Here is a 16,953-nt window from a genome sequence, read left to right as displayed (position 1 = left end):
AAATGTGTAAAGCATGTCTCCGAACACCTGTCAGGGATGTCTCCGGGCTTTACAACAAGGGCGGGGATGAGGGAAATTTGGGAGCGCCGCCAATTGCCTGAGTGGCCTGCAGAGTTTTTAGATAAGACCGTTGTCCGCCGTCCGGCGATAAAGGGCAAGGTCCCGCCATCCCCTATTCTGCGCACAATTTCATCGGACTTAACCGGGCATTAACCATGTTTTCCCTATTTTCGGTTGCATCAACCGGATGTTAAGGAAACACACGATGTCGATCTCCCGCCGTGGCCTGCTGCTCGGCTTTTCTGCCCTACTTGCCGGGTGCGCCACCAACGGACCGAACCACGTCGCCAACTATGCCGCCATTCCGGATGAAAAGTTTCCGGTGCCGGCCATGCCGCTGGACAAGATCAAGCCGGAGCTGCGCCGCCAGCAGGTGGCCTATGCCACGAAACATGATGCCGGCACGATCGTCGTCGATAACCCGGCGCGGCGGCTCTATTACATTCTTGGCGACGGCCAGGCGCTGCGCTACGGCATCGGCGTGGGCCGCAACGGCTATGCGCTGGCGGGCTCGGCCTATATTGGCCGCAAGGCGGAATGGCCGACCTGGACGCCGACCGACAACATGATCCGCCGCGATCCGGCCAAGAACCGGAAATATGCCGGCGGCGTTCCCGGCGGGCCGAACAACCCACTCGGGGCCCGGGCCATCTACCTCTATCAGGGCGGCAACGACACGATGTTCCGCATCCACGGCACGACGCAGCCCTGGTCGATCGGCCAGGCGATGTCGAGCGGCTGCGTGCGCATGCTCAACCACGATGTCGTCGATCTCTACGAGCGCGCCACCGTCGGCGGCCGGGTAGTGGTCCTGCAGGCCTGATCGGCCGGCCGAGTGAGAAAACAATATCTTTGAGCGGTCTGACCCGCCGGAACCATGCCCGGCGGGTTTTTGCTTTGGCCGCGTCGGGCACTAAGCGCTGATCCCGGCAAGGCCTGTACGGGTGCCGGCGGGTTCGCGCGCCGGGGCGGATTTCCAGGCGGCAACCATCAGGGCACCAATGACGGTGATATGTTCCATGACCACATAGAATTCGAGCGTCTTCATCGGCTCCTGCATGGTCCAGAATGTATGAGCAATGGGAATGGTGAGCGCGGTAAAGACGGCCAGCGCGCCGGCGCCCAGCCAGGTCCAGCGGTTGGCGATGACAAGCGCCGATCCCCCAAGCTGGGTGACGATGACAGCCATGGTGACAAGCGGTGCCGGTTCGAGCCCGAAGAAGGCCATTTCGGCAACGCCGGCCTTGAAATCGATGAGCTTGGCAAGACCGCTGGCCCAGAACACGAAGGTGAGGGCGGTCCGCGCCAGATAGCCGAACCAGCGGGAGGCGATGAGGGGTTCAATAAGCGAAGGCATATTTCTCTCCAAAGACAGGGATGAAGCGAGCCCCGCACCCGGCCCCTTTGGGAGAGGAAAGTGTCAGGGCAGCGCGGCATCACCTGTTTGGGAGATGGCCACCGCGCTGCCTTCTGTTTATGGCGAGCGCGGTGCGTGCGGCGTTCCCGAAGGAACTACGGCAAACCGGGTTATGAGGATAGGCCGTTAGAAACCCGCAAGCACGAGCTTGCCCTTGGTGCGGCCGGTTTCGATCAGCGCATGCGCCTTCTTCAGGTTTGCGGCGTTGATCACCCCCAGCGTTTCCGTCAGCGTCGAGCGGATTTTTCCGGTATCGACCAGGCGCGCGATTTCGGTCAAAATCCGGTTCTGCTCTTCCATGTCCTTGGTCTTGAACAGCGAGCGGGTAAACATCAGCTCCCAATGGATGGACACGGCCTTGCGCTTGAACGGCATCACATCCAGCACTTTCGGATCGTCGATCAGCCCGAATCGCCCCTGCGGCGCGATCAACTGGATGATGTCTTCCAGATGATCCGTGGTGTTGGTGGTTGAAAAGACGAAGGCTGGAGCACCGAGCGCCAGCTGGTCGATCTGATGTGCGAGCGGCTTGGAATGATCCAGCACATGGTGGGCGCCGAGATCATAGGCCCATTTCTGCGTTTCCGGGCGCGACGCAGTGGCGATCACCGTGAGATTGGTCAGTGTGCGGGCGAGCTGGATGGCGATCGAGCCGACGCCGCCGGCGCCGCCAATAATCAGGATCGCATTGGCGGCACCGGGAACGGGATCGTTGACCTTCAGCCGGTCAAACAGTGCCTCCCAGGCGGTGAGCGAGGTCAGGGGCAGGGCGGCGGCTGCCGGAAAATCCAGCGTTTCCGGCTTCTTGCCAACGATGCGCTCATCGACCAGGTGAAATTCCGAGTTTGCGCCCGGCCGGTCGATGGCGCCTGCATAGAACACCGCATCGCCCGGCTGGAACAGCTTGACGCCCGGGCCGACCGCCTTGACGATCCCCGCCGCGTCCCAACCGAGCACTTTCAACTGATCCGGTTCCGGCTTGGCATTGGCGCGAATCTTCACGTCAACCGGGTTGACCGAGATCGCCTTGACCTCGACCAGGATGTCGCGGCCTTCCGGCGTGGGCAAGGGCAGGTCCACATCGATCAGCGAGGTCTCGGCGGAAATGGGCTGGGGGATCTTGTAGGCAATGGCGCGCATGGTGGGCTCCTTCATGTTTGAACAGAAGCTAAATGCGCATTATGGTTCATAAGCGCAAGAATGCACAACAAGTGTATATAGTACCCAAAAGGATACCCTGAATGCCGCGTGTTCGCCACAAGCTCCTGACCTGTTCTCCCGGGTGTCCGGTCGAGGGCGTGCTGCATCTGATCGATGGAAAATGGAAAGGCGTCATCCTCTATCACCTGCTGGATGGCACGATGCGCTTCAACGAAATCCGCCGCCGCCTGGCGAGCGTCACCCAGCGCATGCTGACCAAACAGCTGCGCGAGCTGGAGGCCGACGGGCTGGTCGAGCGTACGGTGTATGCCGTCGTGCCGCCGAGAGTCGATTATTGCCTGACCCCGCGCGGCCGCAGCCTGGAGCCGGTGATCATGGCAATGAAGCTGTGGGGCGACGAACATATCCTGCCGCCGGTGGCGATATAAAGCTGGCGCATGATGCGCCTTGTGCGCCGCAAATAATAAACATGCAGGATTAAGCAGACACCGGCTGAAAAACGCCTCATGCCGCGCCATATGTAGCGCAACGAGCTGCAAGGAGCACGCATGAAGATCAAGGCCATATTCAATCGCGATGGCGGGACATTCCGGACAACCGATATGGACGCCTATAGCCAAAAGGCCGAAGAGGTCTTTCGCTCAGCCGGGCATGAGATCGAGATCACCGTTGCGTCCGGCGATGGAATGGCCGAGATTCTCGAAAAAACCGCCCGCCGCGATAATCTGGATGCAATGCTGGCCGGTGGTGGCGATGGCACGATTTCGGCGGCAGCGGCCGTTGCCTGGAAGAACGGCATGCCGCTCGGCGTCGTCCCGGCGGGAACGATGAACCTTTTCGCCCGCGCGCTGAAACTGCCGCTGGATATCTGGAAGGTCCTGGATGTCCTGGCCGACGGCAAGATTGTCGATGCAGATATCGGCAGTGCCGATGGCCGGGCCTTCGTGCATCAGTTTTCCATGGGGCTGCACGCCCGCATGGTGCGTTACCGCGAATCCTACAGCTTTGCCTCGAGACTGGGAAAAATCCGCGCCAGCACCCGCGCTGCAGTCGGCGTGATGTTCAATCCGCCGCAGTTCGAGATCGAGTTCGACGTCGATGGTGTGCGCGAGCGGCGCGAAGTTTCGGCAATTTCAGTTTCCAACAATCATTTCGGTCCGAACGCGCTGATGCATGCCGATGACGTCACCGGCGGCCATCTGGGCTTCTACACCACGCCCCCGCTGAAACCCTCGGGTGTGGCGAAGTTGACCTTCGACATCCTGCGGGGAAAATTCCGCGAGAGCACCCTGATCACCGAAATGAGCGCCACCGCCGTCAACCTGCATTTCCCCAAGGCACGCCACGGCACCAAATGCGTCATCGACGGCGAATTGCTGCCGATCGGCCGCGATGTCGCTTTGCGGGTCCATCCGGGCGAGCTGAAATTGCTGGTCGGTGCCGAACCGGGATAGTCCTGAAGGTCAGGGCTTTTCCGGTTCAAGCCAGAGAGAGCGGAAGGCGTAGCGGTCTGCGCTCGCTATCAGTTTCCCGTATCCGTTCTGTCGCGTTCAAAAACCTTGCGCACGATATAGGGCGGGCTGTCGTTCTCACCGGAATAGAGGCGTGCCATCATTTCGGCGAGAATGCCGGTGGTGATCAGCTGCACGGAGGATAAAAACAGCATGACGCCGACGATCAGCATCGGTCTCGTGCCGATATCATTGCCGAGCAGGAACTTGTCGATGAACAGGTAGAACAGGATGAGGGCGCTCAGGCCACCGGCGAAAAGTCCGATCGAACCGAAGAAGTGCCCCGGCCGCGCCTTGTAGCGCATGAAGAACAGCACCGAGAGCAGGTCGAGAATGACCCGGAACGTGCGGGAAATCCCGTATTTCGACGTTCCGTGCTGGCGCGCATGGTGGGTGACCGGCATTTCGCCGATGCGGCTGCTCGGCACCACGCCCGCGACCCAGGCCGGAATGAAACGGTGCATCTCGCCCATCAGCTTGACCTGTTTGATGATCGAGGCCTGGTAGATCTTCAGGCTGCAGCCATAATCGTGCAGTTTCACCCCGGTGATCTTGCCGATCAGGGCATTGGCGCACCAGGAGGGGATCTTGCGCAGCAGCAGGCCGTCCTGGCGGTTCTTGCGCCAGCCGACGAGCAGGTCGAGTTCCCGCTCCTCGATCGCCTTGACCATCGCCGGAATGTCGCGCGGATCGTTCTGCAAATCGCCGTCGAGCGTGGCGATCAACCGGCCGGATGCAAGGTCGATACCGGCCTGCATGGCGGCGGTCTGGCCGAAATTGCGCTGCAGTTCGACGATCTTCAGCCGCAGGCCGCTTGTCAATTCCTTACGGGCGCTGACCAGCGTGCCGTCGGTGCTGCCGTCATTGACGAGAATGAGCTCCCAGGGCTTGTCGAAATTTGCCATGGCTTCCCGGATGCGGGCAACCAGCGGTCCGACACTTTCTTCCTCATTGTAGATCGGCACGACGACGGACAGCTCGACCGGCGGGGCGCTATCGGTCACGGCCCTATTCGCTTCCAAGATGGGATCCAAAATCAAAGCCTTTTAAAATGCTGCAGGTTCTCTCGCCTGGGTTATCGTGATAACCAGCCGTGCCATGGCAGCGGACAGGAAAGTACCAAATATATGAATGCAGGAGAGGATGCCAGCCGGGGCTCATGGCTTGTCCGCAACCGCATGACCGTCCTCTCGCTTGTGGCCGTCATCGCCTATGCGGCTTTTATCCAGTGGTTCTGGGGCTGGCCCGTTCTGTTGCGGCAATGGGCCGGGATCGGCCTTCTCCCCGTCATCTCGGCGCTTGTGCTTCTGGTCGGCACCTATTTCATCCGCTGCTACCGGATCTACGATTATTTTCCCAATGAAACCCGCGGCCGTTTCCTGGGGCTGCTGCGCGTCACGCAGGTGCACAATCTTCTGAACATCATGCTGCCTTTCCGGGCAGGCGAGACCAGCTTTCCGATCCTGATGCGCTCGGAATTTGCAGTTCCGCTGACGCGCAGCACCTCCGCGCTTCTGCTCATGCGGCTGCTCGATCTGCACGCGCTGTTTGCAGCTGCAGGTATCGGCCTCATCATCGGCTGCGACGATCCGGCGCTGGGCTGGTCGCTCTGGGGGCTCTTTCTGGTGTCACCGCTGGCGCTGTTCCTGCTGAAAGGCCATGCGCTCGCCGTTCTGCAGCGGCACTTGCCGCAAAAACTCGGCCGGTTGCTGGTCGAGGTCGAGGCTGGACTACCGGCCAATGCGCTGGTTTTCGTCAGGGCGTGGCTGATGACGGTCCTCAACTGGTCGACAAAGGTTGCGGTGCTCGCCTGGGTGCTGGCCACCATGGGCGTGCTGCCACTTGCCGCCAGCTTCGGCGGTGCGCTCGGCGGCGAACTGTCATCGGTCTTGCCGGTGCATGCCCCCGCCGGTGTCGGCACCTATCCGGCAGGCATTACCGCAGGCGCCATCTCGTTCGGCGCGCCAGCCAAGGGCGCGGCCTTCGATCTGCTGGCCAGCGCCAGCGTCAATGCGCATTTGCTGATCGTCGTGTCGGCGGTTGCCGGCACGCTTTTGTCGATTCTTCTGTCGCCGCGCCGCTGAGCTTACTGGAACGCGGTCTCGAAGAAACTGCGCAGCTTGCGCGAATGCAGCTTTTCCGGCGGCATGGCGGCCAGTTTCTGCAGCGCCAGGATGCCGATCTGCAAATGCTGGCTGACCTGCGTCTTGTAGAACGCCGTCGCCATGCCCGGCAGTTTCAGCTCCCCATGCAGCGGCTTGTCGGAGACGCAGAGCAGCGTCCCATAGGGCACGCGGAACCGGAAGCCGTTGGCGGCAATGGTTGCCGATTCCATGTCGAGTGCAATGGCACGCGATTGCGACAGCCGCTTGACCGGGCCGCGCTGGTCGCGCAGTTCCCAGTTGCGGTTGTCGATGGTGGCGACGGTGCCGGTGCGCATGATCCGCTTCAGGTCGTAACCCTCATAACCGGTCACCTCCGCCACGGCGTCCTGCATCGCCACCTGAACCTCGGCAAGTGCCGGGATCGGGATCCACACCGGCAGGTCGTCGTCAAGCACATGGTCTTCGCGCACATAGGCATGGGCAAGCACATAATCACCGAGCGTCTGACTGTTGCGCAACCCCGCGCAATGGCCAAGCATCAGCCAGGCATGCGGGCGCAGGACGGCGATATGGTCGGTGATCGTCTTGGCGTTGGACGGCCCGACGCCGATATTGACGACGGTGATGCCGCCATGGCCCTTCTTCTTCAAATGATAGGCCGGCATCTGCGGCAGGCGCGCCAGCGTCAGGTCCGAATCGGGCTTGTCGGATCCGGGTTGCGTGACGATATTGCCGGGCTCGACAAACTCGGTGTAGCCATTGCCGCCATCGGCCATCTGCTGGCGCGCCCATAGGCAGAACTCATCGATATAGAACTGGTAATTGGTAAACAGCACGAAATTCTGGAAATGCGTCGCGCTGGTGGCCGTGTAATGGCTGAGCCGGGCGAGCGAATAGTCGATGCGCTGGGCGGTGAACGGCGCAAGCGGCGAGGGGTCGCCGGGCCCGGGTTCATAGGAGCCATTGGCGATCTCGTCATCGGTGGTGGTCAGGTCCGGCGTGTCGAACAGGTCGCGCAGCGGGATATCGATATTCTCGGCCATCGCCGCTTCGACATAGGCGCCCTCGCCGAAAGCAAAGTGCAGCGGGATCGGCGTCGTCGATTCCGACACCGTCACGCCAACGCCATGGCTGCGAATCAAAAGGCCAAGCTGTTCCTTCAGATAATGCCGGAACAGTTTTGGCCGGGTGACGGTGGTCGTGTAGACGCCCGGCGCGCTGACATAACCATAGGAGAGGCGCGAATCGACATGGCTGAAACTGCTGGTCTCGATGCTGACCTGCGGATAGCAGGCGCGGTAGCGCGAGACCGGCGTTCCGGTCCGGCCAAGCTCGGTAAAGGCATCGACCAGGAATTTGGTGTTGCGGTCGTAAAGCGCCGAAAGCGCATCCACGGCGGCCAGCGGATCGTCAAACGTCTGCGGCTCGAAAACGTCGGGCGTTGCGATGGAAAGGGCGGAGAGGGAAGAGATTCGATTGTTCATGCGGCATTATAGGATGCCGTTTTTTACAAGCAAACGACAAGATTGTTTTGCATGGAATAGTCCCGGAAAGGTGCAGTCAGCGCGGCCCGCCGAGAATGATGGCGGTGCCTGCAAGGGCAAGCACAACGCCGGCCGCGTCCCACCGGTCGGGCCGCACGCCCTCGACGAGCCACAGCCATGCGAGCGAGGCGGCGATATAGATGCCGCCATAGGCGGCATAGGCGCGTCCGGCCGCAGCCGTTTCGATGAGGGTAAGAAGCCAGGCAAACAGCGCAAGGCTCGCCATGCCGGGAAGAAGCCACCAGATCGGCTTGTCGAGCTTCATCCACGCCCAGAAGGCAAAACACCCGGCGATCTCCGCAAGGGCGGCAAGGGCGTAGACGGCGAAAGCGGATATCGGCATGCGGTTCCTTCCTGTGGCGGATCATAGGAAGGCAGCGCCAGGAAATGTGCAAGCGTTGAAGAAGGTGCAGGCGCAGCCGCCTCAGCTCATCGACTGGCGCTGCAGCGTGACAAACAGGACAAGACCGGCTCCCTGTTTGCCGATGCCAAGGCCGGAGGCCTTGCTGTAGGCAATTGCGCCCATCGGAGCCATCAGAAGGGCTGCGAGCGTCAGCATGCGCAGTGCGATGGTTGCGGAATGGGCGAGGGAGACCATTGTTTTCGACCTTTACAGCTTGGCTTGTTCGCAGAATTTCGTGGTGTGCACGGTGCAATCGGCAATCGAGCCGGCATAGTTATGGCGGCGGCGCTGGCTGTCGGCACTGACGGCTGCGGCCAGGGTCAGGGCGAAGACGACCATGAGCATGCTGATGATGGTGAGGCGGCGGGCGAGAATGTCCATGGCTTTTGTCCGTTTGGTCTGGGGTGTCGATCGGGGTTCAACTCGATGATCACCTTTTCGCATAGGCAAACTGAACTCTTCCTGAGACCCTGGTTCATCTCCCGTTCATCTTCGTAAAACCTGAAGAACTGGTCTCGACGCGGCAACGTCAGCCGTAACCCTGGACGCGGTTAAACGCAGGGTGCGGCTACGGTTTTCAGCAGGGATTTTTATAAAGGGGAAAAATTGGGCGGCACAGAAAACTGCGCAGACAGACCAGGTCGAAGGCCACGCCGGGTCACGCATCAACCGGCAGATCATTGCTGCATGTCAAAAAATGGCTCCGGCGGGCAGGCCCGCCGGATTTGAAAGTCAGCTTACATCCGTGTCCAGGTCTGCGATTTGCAGAGAACCTTGAGAACGCAGCCCTGCATTTTCAGCGAGGCGCCGCTGATTGACGCATTGCCGCTATAGGTCTTGTCATTGGCCGGATCGGTGATCTCGCCGGAATAGCTGTTGCCATTGCCGCTCATGCTGCCGATGCGCTTGCCGGCATGTTTTCCTGTCTTCAGCGTGATGCAATAGCTGCCGCCGCAGGACGCGATCGCAGCGGTCTCGCCGCTTGCCGTCTTCCAGTTGCCGACGATCGGTTCGGCGGCAAAGCCTGTGGCTGCCGTCGCCATCGTCATGGCTACCGTCATTATCAAAGTCCGTATCATCCTGTGCCTCCCTTGGAAATCGCCTGATGCCGCTGGTTGCGGGCGAAAGATTGCCAGAGCGGTCTCCTCACCGCTCCACAGCCGGAAAATAGCTTACGCGGACGTAAACGTAAATATGTGGATGGCGGCTTTTGCGATGAAAATTCCCGGCAAGATAGGGCCTGTCCCACTGGGTTTTTGCCGGGGCCGAAACGAGCGACCGTTTTGCGTGGTTAGCAATTGGTTGAAATGGCGGTCTGAATTTTCCGTAAAGATTGAGGCAAAAGCCAGCGTTTCCCGACGGTGCGATGTTTAACAAAAACCCAAGTTTACCAATCGTTTGAACTTTGTTCGTCTCACATTAATCATGCATTTTAAGCGGGTATTGAAACCACTGCTGCATATTGAAACCCATAAGACGAGCAGGGAAAAACACCCCGCCGACATCCTTCAAGGGGCCAAAGCCGCACAAGACGGCGGCCCCTTCAAGGAGCCTTAAAAAGGCAGCAAAAACAGGGACTATCGACGTAACCAACACGGTCAACAGGGACAGAGACAATGGCACGTTTTGACATTCAGAATGCTTCGGATGCCACGATGGGTGGCGAAAATCGCGCGGACGTCTTTTGCGAAATGGGTTTGATGTATGCAACCGGACGTGGCTGCGATGTCGATCTCATCGCTGCGCACAAATGGCTGAACATCGCCGCCATCAAGGGCTCGGATCGGGCAGCAGCGCTGCGCGCCGACCTGACGATGACCATGAGCAAGACCGATCTCGCCACGGCCCTGCGCGCCGCCCGCGAATGGATGACAATGCATTGAGACATCACCGCATCAACGACAGGCGGTAGGGCCAAGACCTCCGAAGATGAGGCGTTGCTCTACTGCCTGCCGAGCTTTTCCAGCACGTGCGGCAGGGCTTCTTCCAGAAGCGCCATCTCCTCCTCCGGCCCGGTGCTGATCCGGATGCAACGGTTCAAGGGCGCAACACCCGGCATGCGGATGAAAATGCCGTGGTCGGCCATCAGCCCGTCAACGATCGCGCGGGCAAAGACGGCATCCTTGCCGCAATCGATCGTCACGAAATTCGTGGCTGAAGGCAGGGGCTTAAGCCCATTGCGAGCAGCGATTTCAGCGATCCTGCTGCGCGAGGCGGCAATCTTTTCCAAGACCCCAGCCAGATAATCCGTATCCGCCAGCGCTGCGACCGCTGCAGCGGTGCCGATCCTGTTCATGCCGAAATGGTTGCGGATCTTGTCGAAGGCCTGGGCCGTTCCCGCTGTGCTGATGACATAGCCGACCCGCGCCCCCGCCAGACCATAGGCTTTCGAAAAAGTCCGGGTGCGGATCACGTTCGGCATCTCGATCAGTGACGCGATCGAGGGAATGGTGCCCGCAGGGGCGGTCTCGCCATAGGCCTCGTCAAGGATGAGAAGGCAGGTGTCCGGCAGGGCCCGCGCAAAGGCGATGACGCTGTCTGCATCCCACCAGCTTCCCATCGGATTGTCCGGATTGGCGAAATAGACGAGCGGCGCATTGTCGCGGTTGACCGCAGCCAGCAACCCGTCAAGATCTTCGCGGTCGTCCACATAGGGAACCGTCACCAGCCGCCCGCCATGCCCGGCCACATGAAAATTGAAGGTCGGATAGCCGCCAAGCGAAGTGACGACCGGCATGCCGGGTTCGATCACCATGCGAACGATCTGGCCGAGCAGCCCGTCAATGCCTTCGCCAATGGCGATATTCTCAGCCGCAATGCCGAGATGGCCGGCCAGCGCCACCTTCAGCCCGAAATTCTCCGGATCATTATATTGCCAGACCCCGGAAGCGGCGGCCGTCATTGCCTTCAGAACCGAAGGAGCCGGTCCAAAACCGCTCTCATTGGCGCCGATGCGCGCCGCAACAGGACGGCCGCGCTGGCGCTCGATGGTCTCAGGGCCGACGAAGGGGATGGTGGAGGGGAGAGAGGCAATCAGCGGGGTAAATCTGGAAAAAGCGGACATGCGGCGCCTGTCAATGAATGAAATCGCCGCAAAGACTAGCGATCTTTCCGCGCCATGCAAACAGCATCCGTTGGCGATACCTGTGCGAAAGGAAACCTTCTCATCGTTTCCCTGTCGCAAGGGCAGGGCTCAGTGTTTTTTCGGTTCGCCACCGGTGAAGAATTCGTGCCGGACGATCTGATGCAGGAAGGCCTCGTCGATCGGCTTGATGAAATGCACCTGGATCCGGTTGTCGCGGCGGTAAACCTCGGCGCAACCGATTCGCTTCTTAGAGCCGACAATGGTCAGGTAATAATGCTGCGGCAGGCCGATCGTCGTGTTGACTACGAAACTGGCGCCGCCGCGCGAAATCTCGGTCATCCTGCAGGTCCGGGTCGAGACACCGCCGAGGCCCGGTTTGACCGACATCAATGTGCCGGCCTGCCCGATCACAAACCGTTCGAAGCGCTGCTCGTACAGTTTGGAACTGACCACGGAATACATTGTCGAATTCTGCATCATCACTCCCTCGAGTGCGATCTGGCCGTGCGGTTCAATCCACAGCCGCCGCATCGTTACAGTCACCGCGCTTGCCCTCCTCAGTATGGCGCAGTGCGATAGATGCAGGATCGTTCAGGAATATTGCAATCCTTTGAAAACATTCCTTAAAAATTTAATAAGACGCCAATTCACGCATTCTGCCGGGAGCGTGCCGCATATCAGGACGCAGCACTCAGGATGCAGCACCGGCAAAATAGCGGCAGGCAAGCAGGCCGCAGCTGGCGGCAAACGCGGTGACGAAGGTGCCCCAGGCCATATCGACCACGCTGACGATCGGCGGCCATCCCTTCAGCGTCGCCAGATTGGTGATGTCATAGGTGCCATAGGCAGCAAGCCCCAGAACCGCGCCATATCCGAGCGCGGTCAAAAGAGAGCCCGCTTTGACACCCGGCATGACAGCCAAGAGAACGATGGCCATCGCGAAAAACACATAGAAGATGGCGGCAATGGCGAAATTCGGCGATGGCAGCATCATCTCGCCGAGCTGGTCGCGGTAAAACGTCCTGGCCACCAGCCCGAGCCAGATGGCATCGGCAGTGAGCAACGAGACAAGCGTTCCGGCATAGGCGATCAGGATAGTTTTCATGATGTTTGGCCCTCTTTCAGTCTTGCTACGGCAATAAACCCTGTCTGGATTGCCGTATGGCGAAATTAGAAGAGGACTTGGCGCGACGGGCTGCCGGTTTTCAGATCAGCCCGCTGGTAAAATTCATCCGGATGAGGCGGCTGAGAAACTCCGGCGCCAGCTGCATATTGAAGCGCACGCCGAGCTCGCTGTTATGCCGGTGGACCTGCGAGCAGCCGATCTCTTCCTGGAAACCGTCGATCTGCAGGAAGAAATGCGCCGGCAGCAGGATATGGGCGTTGAAATCCACCATCGCACCGCCGATCGAAATATGCCGCAGCAGGCACTGATATTTCGTCTTCGTCTTCAGATGCTGCCCGACCACGAGGATCCGGCAGGGCCGCTCGATATAATAGTGTTTGTAGCTGGTGGTTAGCTTGCCCGGCTTTGCCTCAGCGAGATGCATCACCATCGACATCGAAAACTCCGGAAATTCTGCAGCAGTGCGCTGTTTCTGCTTGAGAACGCAACTCTTGCGGCGGCGCGCGCCCGTGTTGGTGGCTGCGCGTGCAGCCATGGTAGCAGTTTCAAGCCTCATCCTTGCACTGAGCTTGCGGCTTTTGCGGACCTGTCTTCACTTTTGCTTAAAAAAGCCTGAAGCCGCACATTGAAACCCACCCGCCCATACGTAATACTTTCATGCAAAGCGCGCCGGCAGCAAAAATGCCGGGCGAAACAGGGATCGTGTGTGCGCAGGCTGCATGGGTGCATGACATCCGGCAGGCGGCGCAAGCGCGGAGGGGAAAAACATGTTCAAGCGTCATCTCCATGGCTGGCTGCCGGTCTTCGTACTGGCACTCAGCGTCATCGTGTTTCACGCCGCCTCCGCGCAGGCGGCAAAGCGCGTCGCGCTTTTGATCGGCAACGAGAAATACGAGGCCACATCGCAGCTGAACAACCCGGCCAATGATGTCGAGCTGATGAAGACCTCGTTCGAGGATGCCGGTTTCGATACGGTCACGGCCGTCCACGATCTCGACCGGGCCTCGATGGTCCGGGCGCTGCGCGATTTCGAAGACACCGCCGCCGGTGCCGACGTCGCTATCATCTATTATTCCGGCCATGGCATGGAGATGAATGGCGAGAATTTCCTCCTGCCCGTCGATGTCAGCCTGAAGACCGACAAGGATGTGGAAGACGAGGCAATTCCGCTCGACCGCGTACAGCGCTCGCTGGAAGGGGCAACACGGCTGAAGCTGGTCATCCTCGATGCCTGCCGCAACAATCCGTTCGAGCAATCGATGAGCCGCTCGATCTCCACCCGCGCCGTCAGCCGGGGGCTCGCCCGCGTCGAGCCCGAATCGGCCGACCTCCTGGTCGCCTTCGCCTCGAAGGCCGGGACGGTCGCGATGGACGGCGAGGGCAAAAACAGCCCGTTTGCCACGGCACTGTCGAAATATCTGACGGAACCGGGCGTCGATGTGCGCATCGCGCTCGGCAAGGTCCGCGATGACGTGGTGACGGCCACCAATCGCGAGCAGGAGCCCTTTGTCTACGGTTCGCTCGGCGGCGCGCAGATCTTCCTTAATATCAAGGAAGTGAACATCAACATCACCAACAACGGCAACACGCAGGAAATCTCGCCGAATGGCCAGTCCGCTGCCGCCGCCGACTGGCAGAATATCCGCGATCTCGCCGACAAGGACCTGATCGAGGTGTTTCTCGCCAAGCATGGCGCCGACCCGGTCTATAAGATGCTGGCCGAAAAGAAGCTGAAGCTTTTGGACGAAGCGGCCCAGACCACCGTGACGCCGGATGAGATCGCCTGGGAAGCGCTGAAGCAATCGACCGACGGCGCGGCGCTGACCCGTTTCGTCGAGCGTTACCCCGGCAGCAAACACAGGGCTGAAGCGGAAACGCAGATTGCAGCGCTGGAGCCGAAGAAGGGCTTGAACATCTCCCAGACCGGCAAGGACACCCAGGCCTCGCGGGACTGCTACTTGCTTGCCGGCGAACCGCAATCGATGCCGGGCTTCCTTGGCGTCAATTTCCTCAAGATCGATTCGGCGCGTGCACTCACGGCCTGCGCCCAGGCCGTCAACGAAAACCCAGACGACATGATGCTGGTCAATATGCTCGGACGTGCGCAGGACGCCGGCCGCAACTATGTCGATGCCCGCAGCAATTATCAAAAGGCAGCCGACGGCGGCAATATGTATGGGCTGACCAATCTCGCCTGGTTCTCGATCTACGGCACCGACGGCCCCGTCGATGTCGAGAAGGGCAAGGACATGTTCGAGCACGCCGCCAACAATGGCAATTCCTATGCGCAGGCATCGCTCGGCTGGCTCTACCGGGATGGCTATGGCAGCATCCCGCAGGATTATGCGGAATCCTTGAAATGGTACCAGCTTTCGGCAAACCAGGGCTACGCCAACGCCATGGCGACGCTCGGCTGGTTCTACCGCGAGGGCAACGGCGTCGCCAAGGACCTCGACCAGTCGCTCTCCTGGTACCAAAAAGCTGCCGAAGGCGGCGACGCCAATGCGATGTCCTCGCTCGGCTGGGCCTATCAGAACGGCCTCGGCACGCCGCAGGATTATACGCAGGCAAAGCTCTGGTATGAAAAGGCCGCCAATGTCGGGGACGCCTATTCCATGGCGCTGCTCGGCTGGTTCTACGATGACGGCAAGGCCGTGCCGCAGGATTACGCGCAGGCGCGCAACTGGTATGAAATGGCCTCCAATGCCGGCAGCGCCTATGCGATGGGCAATCTGAGCCGTCTCTATGACTGGGGGCTGGGCACCAGGGCCGATCCGAAAGAGGCGGTACGCTGGGCTGCAGCCAGCGTCGAAGGCGGCGACCCGTCCAAGCTTGAAGAGCTGAAAACATCGCCGGACAACTTCACGCCCGCCTTCCGCAAGGAAATCCAGGCCCTGCTCAAGGATCGCGGCCTTTATAGCGGCCCGCTGGACGGCGATTTCGGCGCTGCCACCCAGAATGCGATCGACCGCCTGGCGAAAAAGAGCTGACGCCCGGTCTCTCATGAAAAACAAAAAAGGCCGGACCCGTAAAAACTGGTCCGGCCTTTTCTCTATATTCAGCGTATCGATGCCGCCTATCGCTTCTTCTCAAGCGACTTGAGCACAGCCTGCCCGGCAGCAACGGCCTCCATCTGGCTGGCGAACTGTCCCTGGGCGGGATAGACAACGGAACCGCGCTTGAGAATGAACCCCCAGCGCCCATTGCGAAGTTTCTCGATCGTCACCTGTGTTGCCGGTTTGCTCTCGTTGCTCATGATGCGTGTCCAGACCCTGTTGATGCCAGCCGCTGCGCAAAGCGCGACGACCCTCTTTAAGGACATGCATTAGCGTAAACGCCCCTTGAAGGGCAATCGGCACCTCTCATCGGGACGTCGTCATAGAAAGAAGCCTGACCGCCTTTATAGGGGCCGCAGGTGACGCCACCCGTGCATGAAACGAGGAGAAGGGCGTTCAGACACATCCAGATCGCCACAAACCTGGCCCGATTGCGTGGCACCGCACAGCGGCAAGGGCCGTGGAAAATCAACTTTGTCGCGGGAAACCGCAAAAACCCCTTGCAATGAAAGGCTCCTGACTCTAGTCAGGCGCTAACGGAGAGGTGGCCGAGTGGTCGAAGGCGCTCCCCTGCTAAGGGAGTATACCCGGAAGGGTATCGTGGGTTCGAATCCCATCTTCTCCGCCATCAGACCTTACCATCGAGATTCTCCATCACACCCGCTGCTCTGTCGATTGCCGCGCCGAGCATCAGCCTCAAGCCGCATATTGTCGCTATTGTCGTCACTAGACACCTCGCTGCTTTTCCTCCCGTTTGATTCCCGCGCATGATCACGTTGCGTGAGACGAGAGATGCTGCTCCGGTTTGCATGATGTCCAATTGCGTTGTGACGGTGCACCGGTCTCGCCGCCACCAGTCCCGTTATCAAAATCAGCCAAGACCCTCAGAGCTCTATTGTATCCCTTTGCCGATCTTCGTCCGAAATGGCGATCGAACGCGCTGGCGCGAAAGATGGAGGGGGCGATCCGGTGAGGCACTCACAGTTTGGCCGTCCACCCGAGCCTGCACGAATCGCAATCGGGGCAATTCGCTCCCGTGATTCTCAGAATCGCGCCGCCCTTGCGGCAAATCGGATCGTGATTTTGTGTCTTGCCTCCTGCGGATTGCCGTTCGTGTCCTCTCGCCGCTTGCTTCGCGGTGATGCGAATCCGTTAGCGCAGCGTGGTTTCGCCCCATTTTTGCCCCGTTATGAAACGCGTTGCAGGGTTAGGAGTGCGGCTAACCCCCGATGAACAAAGGGTTTTCTTAATGTCTTGTTAATAACTTCCCCCCGCTTGAGGCCATTTTGTGTCGTTTCAGCAACAGCGCAGGGGGAAGGGCGTACCAAACAGAGCGAACTGACAAGTTGGTGATTGCGCCAGCGGCCCCGTCTTGTATTTTCAACTCCGGAAGCAAGGGCGGTTGATCGTCCGACTTCTTAAATGTTGGGGATGGGGCAGGGAATACTGTCCTTCAGTATAATACCCAGACCTGTTTGAAACTTT

General features: G+C 59.9%; 20 protein-coding genes and 1 tRNA gene. 8 read left to right on the top strand and 13 right to left on the bottom strand.

Translation table 11 applies throughout. The annotated features are described in order from the left end of the window. Both ASD32_RS30505 and ASD32_RS28765 read left to right on the top strand, forming a co-directional pair. Positions 1–213: hypothetical protein (locus ASD32_RS30505; RefSeq protein WP_210171124.1), on the top strand; the 213-nt coding region annotated here is incomplete at its 5' end. Positions 214–265: 52 nt separating this feature from the next. Further along, a complete protein-coding gene (locus tag ASD32_RS28765) occupies positions 266–883 on the top strand; it encodes a L,D-transpeptidase (protein WP_060641422.1) in 618 nt (205 codons plus the stop codon). A 90-nt stretch (positions 884–973) separates the two neighbouring features. On the opposite strand, the gene ASD32_RS28760 is transcribed toward ASD32_RS28765, so the two are convergent. Then, the gene (locus tag ASD32_RS28760; RefSeq protein ID WP_060641421.1) at positions 974–1,417 is read right to left on the bottom strand and encodes a DoxX family protein; all 444 of its coding nucleotides are present in this window, start codon (positions 1,415–1,417) and stop codon (positions 974–976) included. A gap of 186 nt (positions 1,418–1,603) precedes the next feature. Continuing rightward, positions 1,604–2,617 carry a zinc-binding alcohol dehydrogenase family protein gene (locus ASD32_RS28755; RefSeq protein WP_060641466.1) on the bottom strand — a complete coding sequence of 338 codons (1,014 nt, stop codon included), beginning with the start codon at positions 2,615–2,617 and terminating at the stop codon, positions 1,604–1,606. A 101-nt stretch (positions 2,618–2,718) separates the two neighbouring features. On the opposite strand from ASD32_RS28755, the gene ASD32_RS28750 reads away from it, so the two are divergent. Then, on the top strand, positions 2,719–3,066 hold the full coding sequence (locus ASD32_RS28750) for a helix-turn-helix domain-containing protein (protein WP_060641420.1): 348 nt from the start codon (positions 2,719–2,721) through the stop codon (positions 3,064–3,066). Positions 3,067–3,186: 120 nt separating this feature from the next. Then, positions 3,187–4,092 carry a diacylglycerol kinase family protein gene (locus ASD32_RS28745; RefSeq protein WP_060641419.1) on the top strand — a complete coding sequence of 302 codons (906 nt, stop codon included), beginning with the start codon at positions 3,187–3,189 and terminating at the stop codon, positions 4,090–4,092. Between the two features lie 68 nt (positions 4,093–4,160). Here the strand turns inward: ASD32_RS28745 and ASD32_RS28740 are convergent, their stop codons facing one another. Continuing rightward, the gene (locus ASD32_RS28740; protein WP_162252715.1) at positions 4,161–5,171 is read right to left on the bottom strand and encodes a glycosyltransferase family 2 protein; all 1,011 of its coding nucleotides are present in this window, start codon (positions 5,169–5,171) and stop codon (positions 4,161–4,163) included. 105 nt (positions 5,172–5,276) lie between these two features. On the opposite strand from ASD32_RS28740, the gene ASD32_RS28735 reads away from it, so the two are divergent. After that, the gene (locus tag ASD32_RS28735) at positions 5,277–6,233 is read left to right on the top strand and encodes a lysylphosphatidylglycerol synthase domain-containing protein (RefSeq protein WP_060641418.1); all 957 of its coding nucleotides are present in this window, start codon (positions 5,277–5,279) and stop codon (positions 6,231–6,233) included. 2 nt (positions 6,234–6,235) lie between these two features. On the opposite strand, the gene ASD32_RS28730 is transcribed toward ASD32_RS28735, so the two are convergent. The 5 genes from ASD32_RS28730 to ASD32_RS28720 form a co-directional block, all read right to left on the bottom strand. After that, positions 6,236–7,738: an AMP nucleosidase gene (locus tag ASD32_RS28730; RefSeq protein WP_060641417.1), complete on the bottom strand. Its 1,503-nt coding sequence runs from the start codon at positions 7,736–7,738 to the stop codon at positions 6,236–6,238. Positions 7,739–7,814: 76 nt separating this feature from the next. Continuing rightward, entirely contained in the window at positions 7,815–8,135 is a 321-nt protein-coding gene (locus tag ASD32_RS28725; protein ID WP_060641464.1) for a YnfA family protein, read from the bottom strand. Between the two features lie 87 nt (positions 8,136–8,222). Continuing rightward, a complete protein-coding gene (locus ASD32_RS30435; protein ID WP_200953658.1) occupies positions 8,223–8,396 on the bottom strand; it encodes a hypothetical protein in 174 nt (57 codons plus the stop codon). A 12-nt stretch (positions 8,397–8,408) separates the two neighbouring features. After that, positions 8,409–8,582, bottom strand: a complete 174-nt coding sequence (locus tag ASD32_RS30430; RefSeq protein WP_037107006.1) for a hypothetical protein — start codon at positions 8,580–8,582, stop codon at positions 8,409–8,411. A gap of 356 nt (positions 8,583–8,938) precedes the next feature. Further along, on the bottom strand, positions 8,939–9,280 hold the full coding sequence (locus ASD32_RS28720) for a DUF2147 domain-containing protein (RefSeq protein ID WP_060641416.1): 342 nt from the start codon (positions 9,278–9,280) through the stop codon (positions 8,939–8,941). Between the two features lie 537 nt (positions 9,281–9,817). On the opposite strand from ASD32_RS28720, the gene ASD32_RS28710 reads away from it, so the two are divergent. Next, complete coding sequence (locus ASD32_RS28710) at positions 9,818–10,084, top strand: sel1 repeat family protein (RefSeq protein WP_060641414.1); 267 nt, start codon at positions 9,818–9,820, stop codon at positions 10,082–10,084. A gap of 59 nt (positions 10,085–10,143) precedes the next feature. On the opposite strand, the gene ASD32_RS28705 is transcribed toward ASD32_RS28710, so the two are convergent. The 4 genes from ASD32_RS28705 to ASD32_RS28690 all read right to left on the bottom strand — a co-directional run bounded on the left by ASD32_RS28705 (position 10,144) and on the right by ASD32_RS28690 (position 12,947). After that, a complete protein-coding gene (locus tag ASD32_RS28705) occupies positions 10,144–11,265 on the bottom strand; it encodes a pyridoxal phosphate-dependent aminotransferase (protein ID WP_060641413.1) in 1,122 nt (373 codons plus the stop codon). A 129-nt stretch (positions 11,266–11,394) separates the two neighbouring features. After that, entirely contained in the window at positions 11,395–11,829 is a 435-nt protein-coding gene (locus ASD32_RS28700; RefSeq protein ID WP_244490302.1) for a PilZ domain-containing protein, read from the bottom strand. 148 nt (positions 11,830–11,977) lie between these two features. Beyond that, entirely contained in the window at positions 11,978–12,391 is a 414-nt protein-coding gene (locus tag ASD32_RS28695) for a DUF2177 family protein (RefSeq protein WP_060641412.1), read from the bottom strand. Positions 12,392–12,491: 100 nt separating this feature from the next. After that, on the bottom strand, positions 12,492–12,947 hold the full coding sequence (locus tag ASD32_RS28690) for a PilZ domain-containing protein (protein ID WP_244490301.1): 456 nt from the start codon (positions 12,945–12,947) through the stop codon (positions 12,492–12,494). A 232-nt stretch (positions 12,948–13,179) separates the two neighbouring features. On the opposite strand from ASD32_RS28690, the gene ASD32_RS28685 reads away from it, so the two are divergent. Beyond that, the gene (locus ASD32_RS28685) at positions 13,180–15,402 is read left to right on the top strand and encodes a caspase family protein (protein ID WP_060641411.1); all 2,223 of its coding nucleotides are present in this window, start codon (positions 13,180–13,182) and stop codon (positions 15,400–15,402) included. Positions 15,403–15,488: 86 nt separating this feature from the next. Here the strand turns inward: ASD32_RS28685 and ASD32_RS28680 are convergent, their stop codons facing one another. Beyond that, positions 15,489–15,668 carry a hypothetical protein gene (locus tag ASD32_RS28680; protein WP_060641461.1) on the bottom strand — a complete coding sequence of 60 codons (180 nt, stop codon included), beginning with the start codon at positions 15,666–15,668 and terminating at the stop codon, positions 15,489–15,491. A gap of 338 nt (positions 15,669–16,006) precedes the next feature. On the opposite strand from ASD32_RS28680, the gene ASD32_RS28675 reads away from it, so the two are divergent. Beyond that, positions 16,007–16,096 (top strand) — tRNA-Ser (locus ASD32_RS28675). The last annotated feature ends 857 nt before the right edge of the window (positions 16,097–16,953 follow it).

This window comes from Rhizobium sp. Root483D2 (genome assembly GCF_001426685.1).
GTDB lineage: Bacteria > Pseudomonadota > Alphaproteobacteria > Rhizobiales > Rhizobiaceae > Pararhizobium > Pararhizobium qamdonense.
The sequence above is the reverse complement of the archived record's forward strand: the minus strand, read 5'-3'. Positions and strand labels throughout refer to the sequence as shown.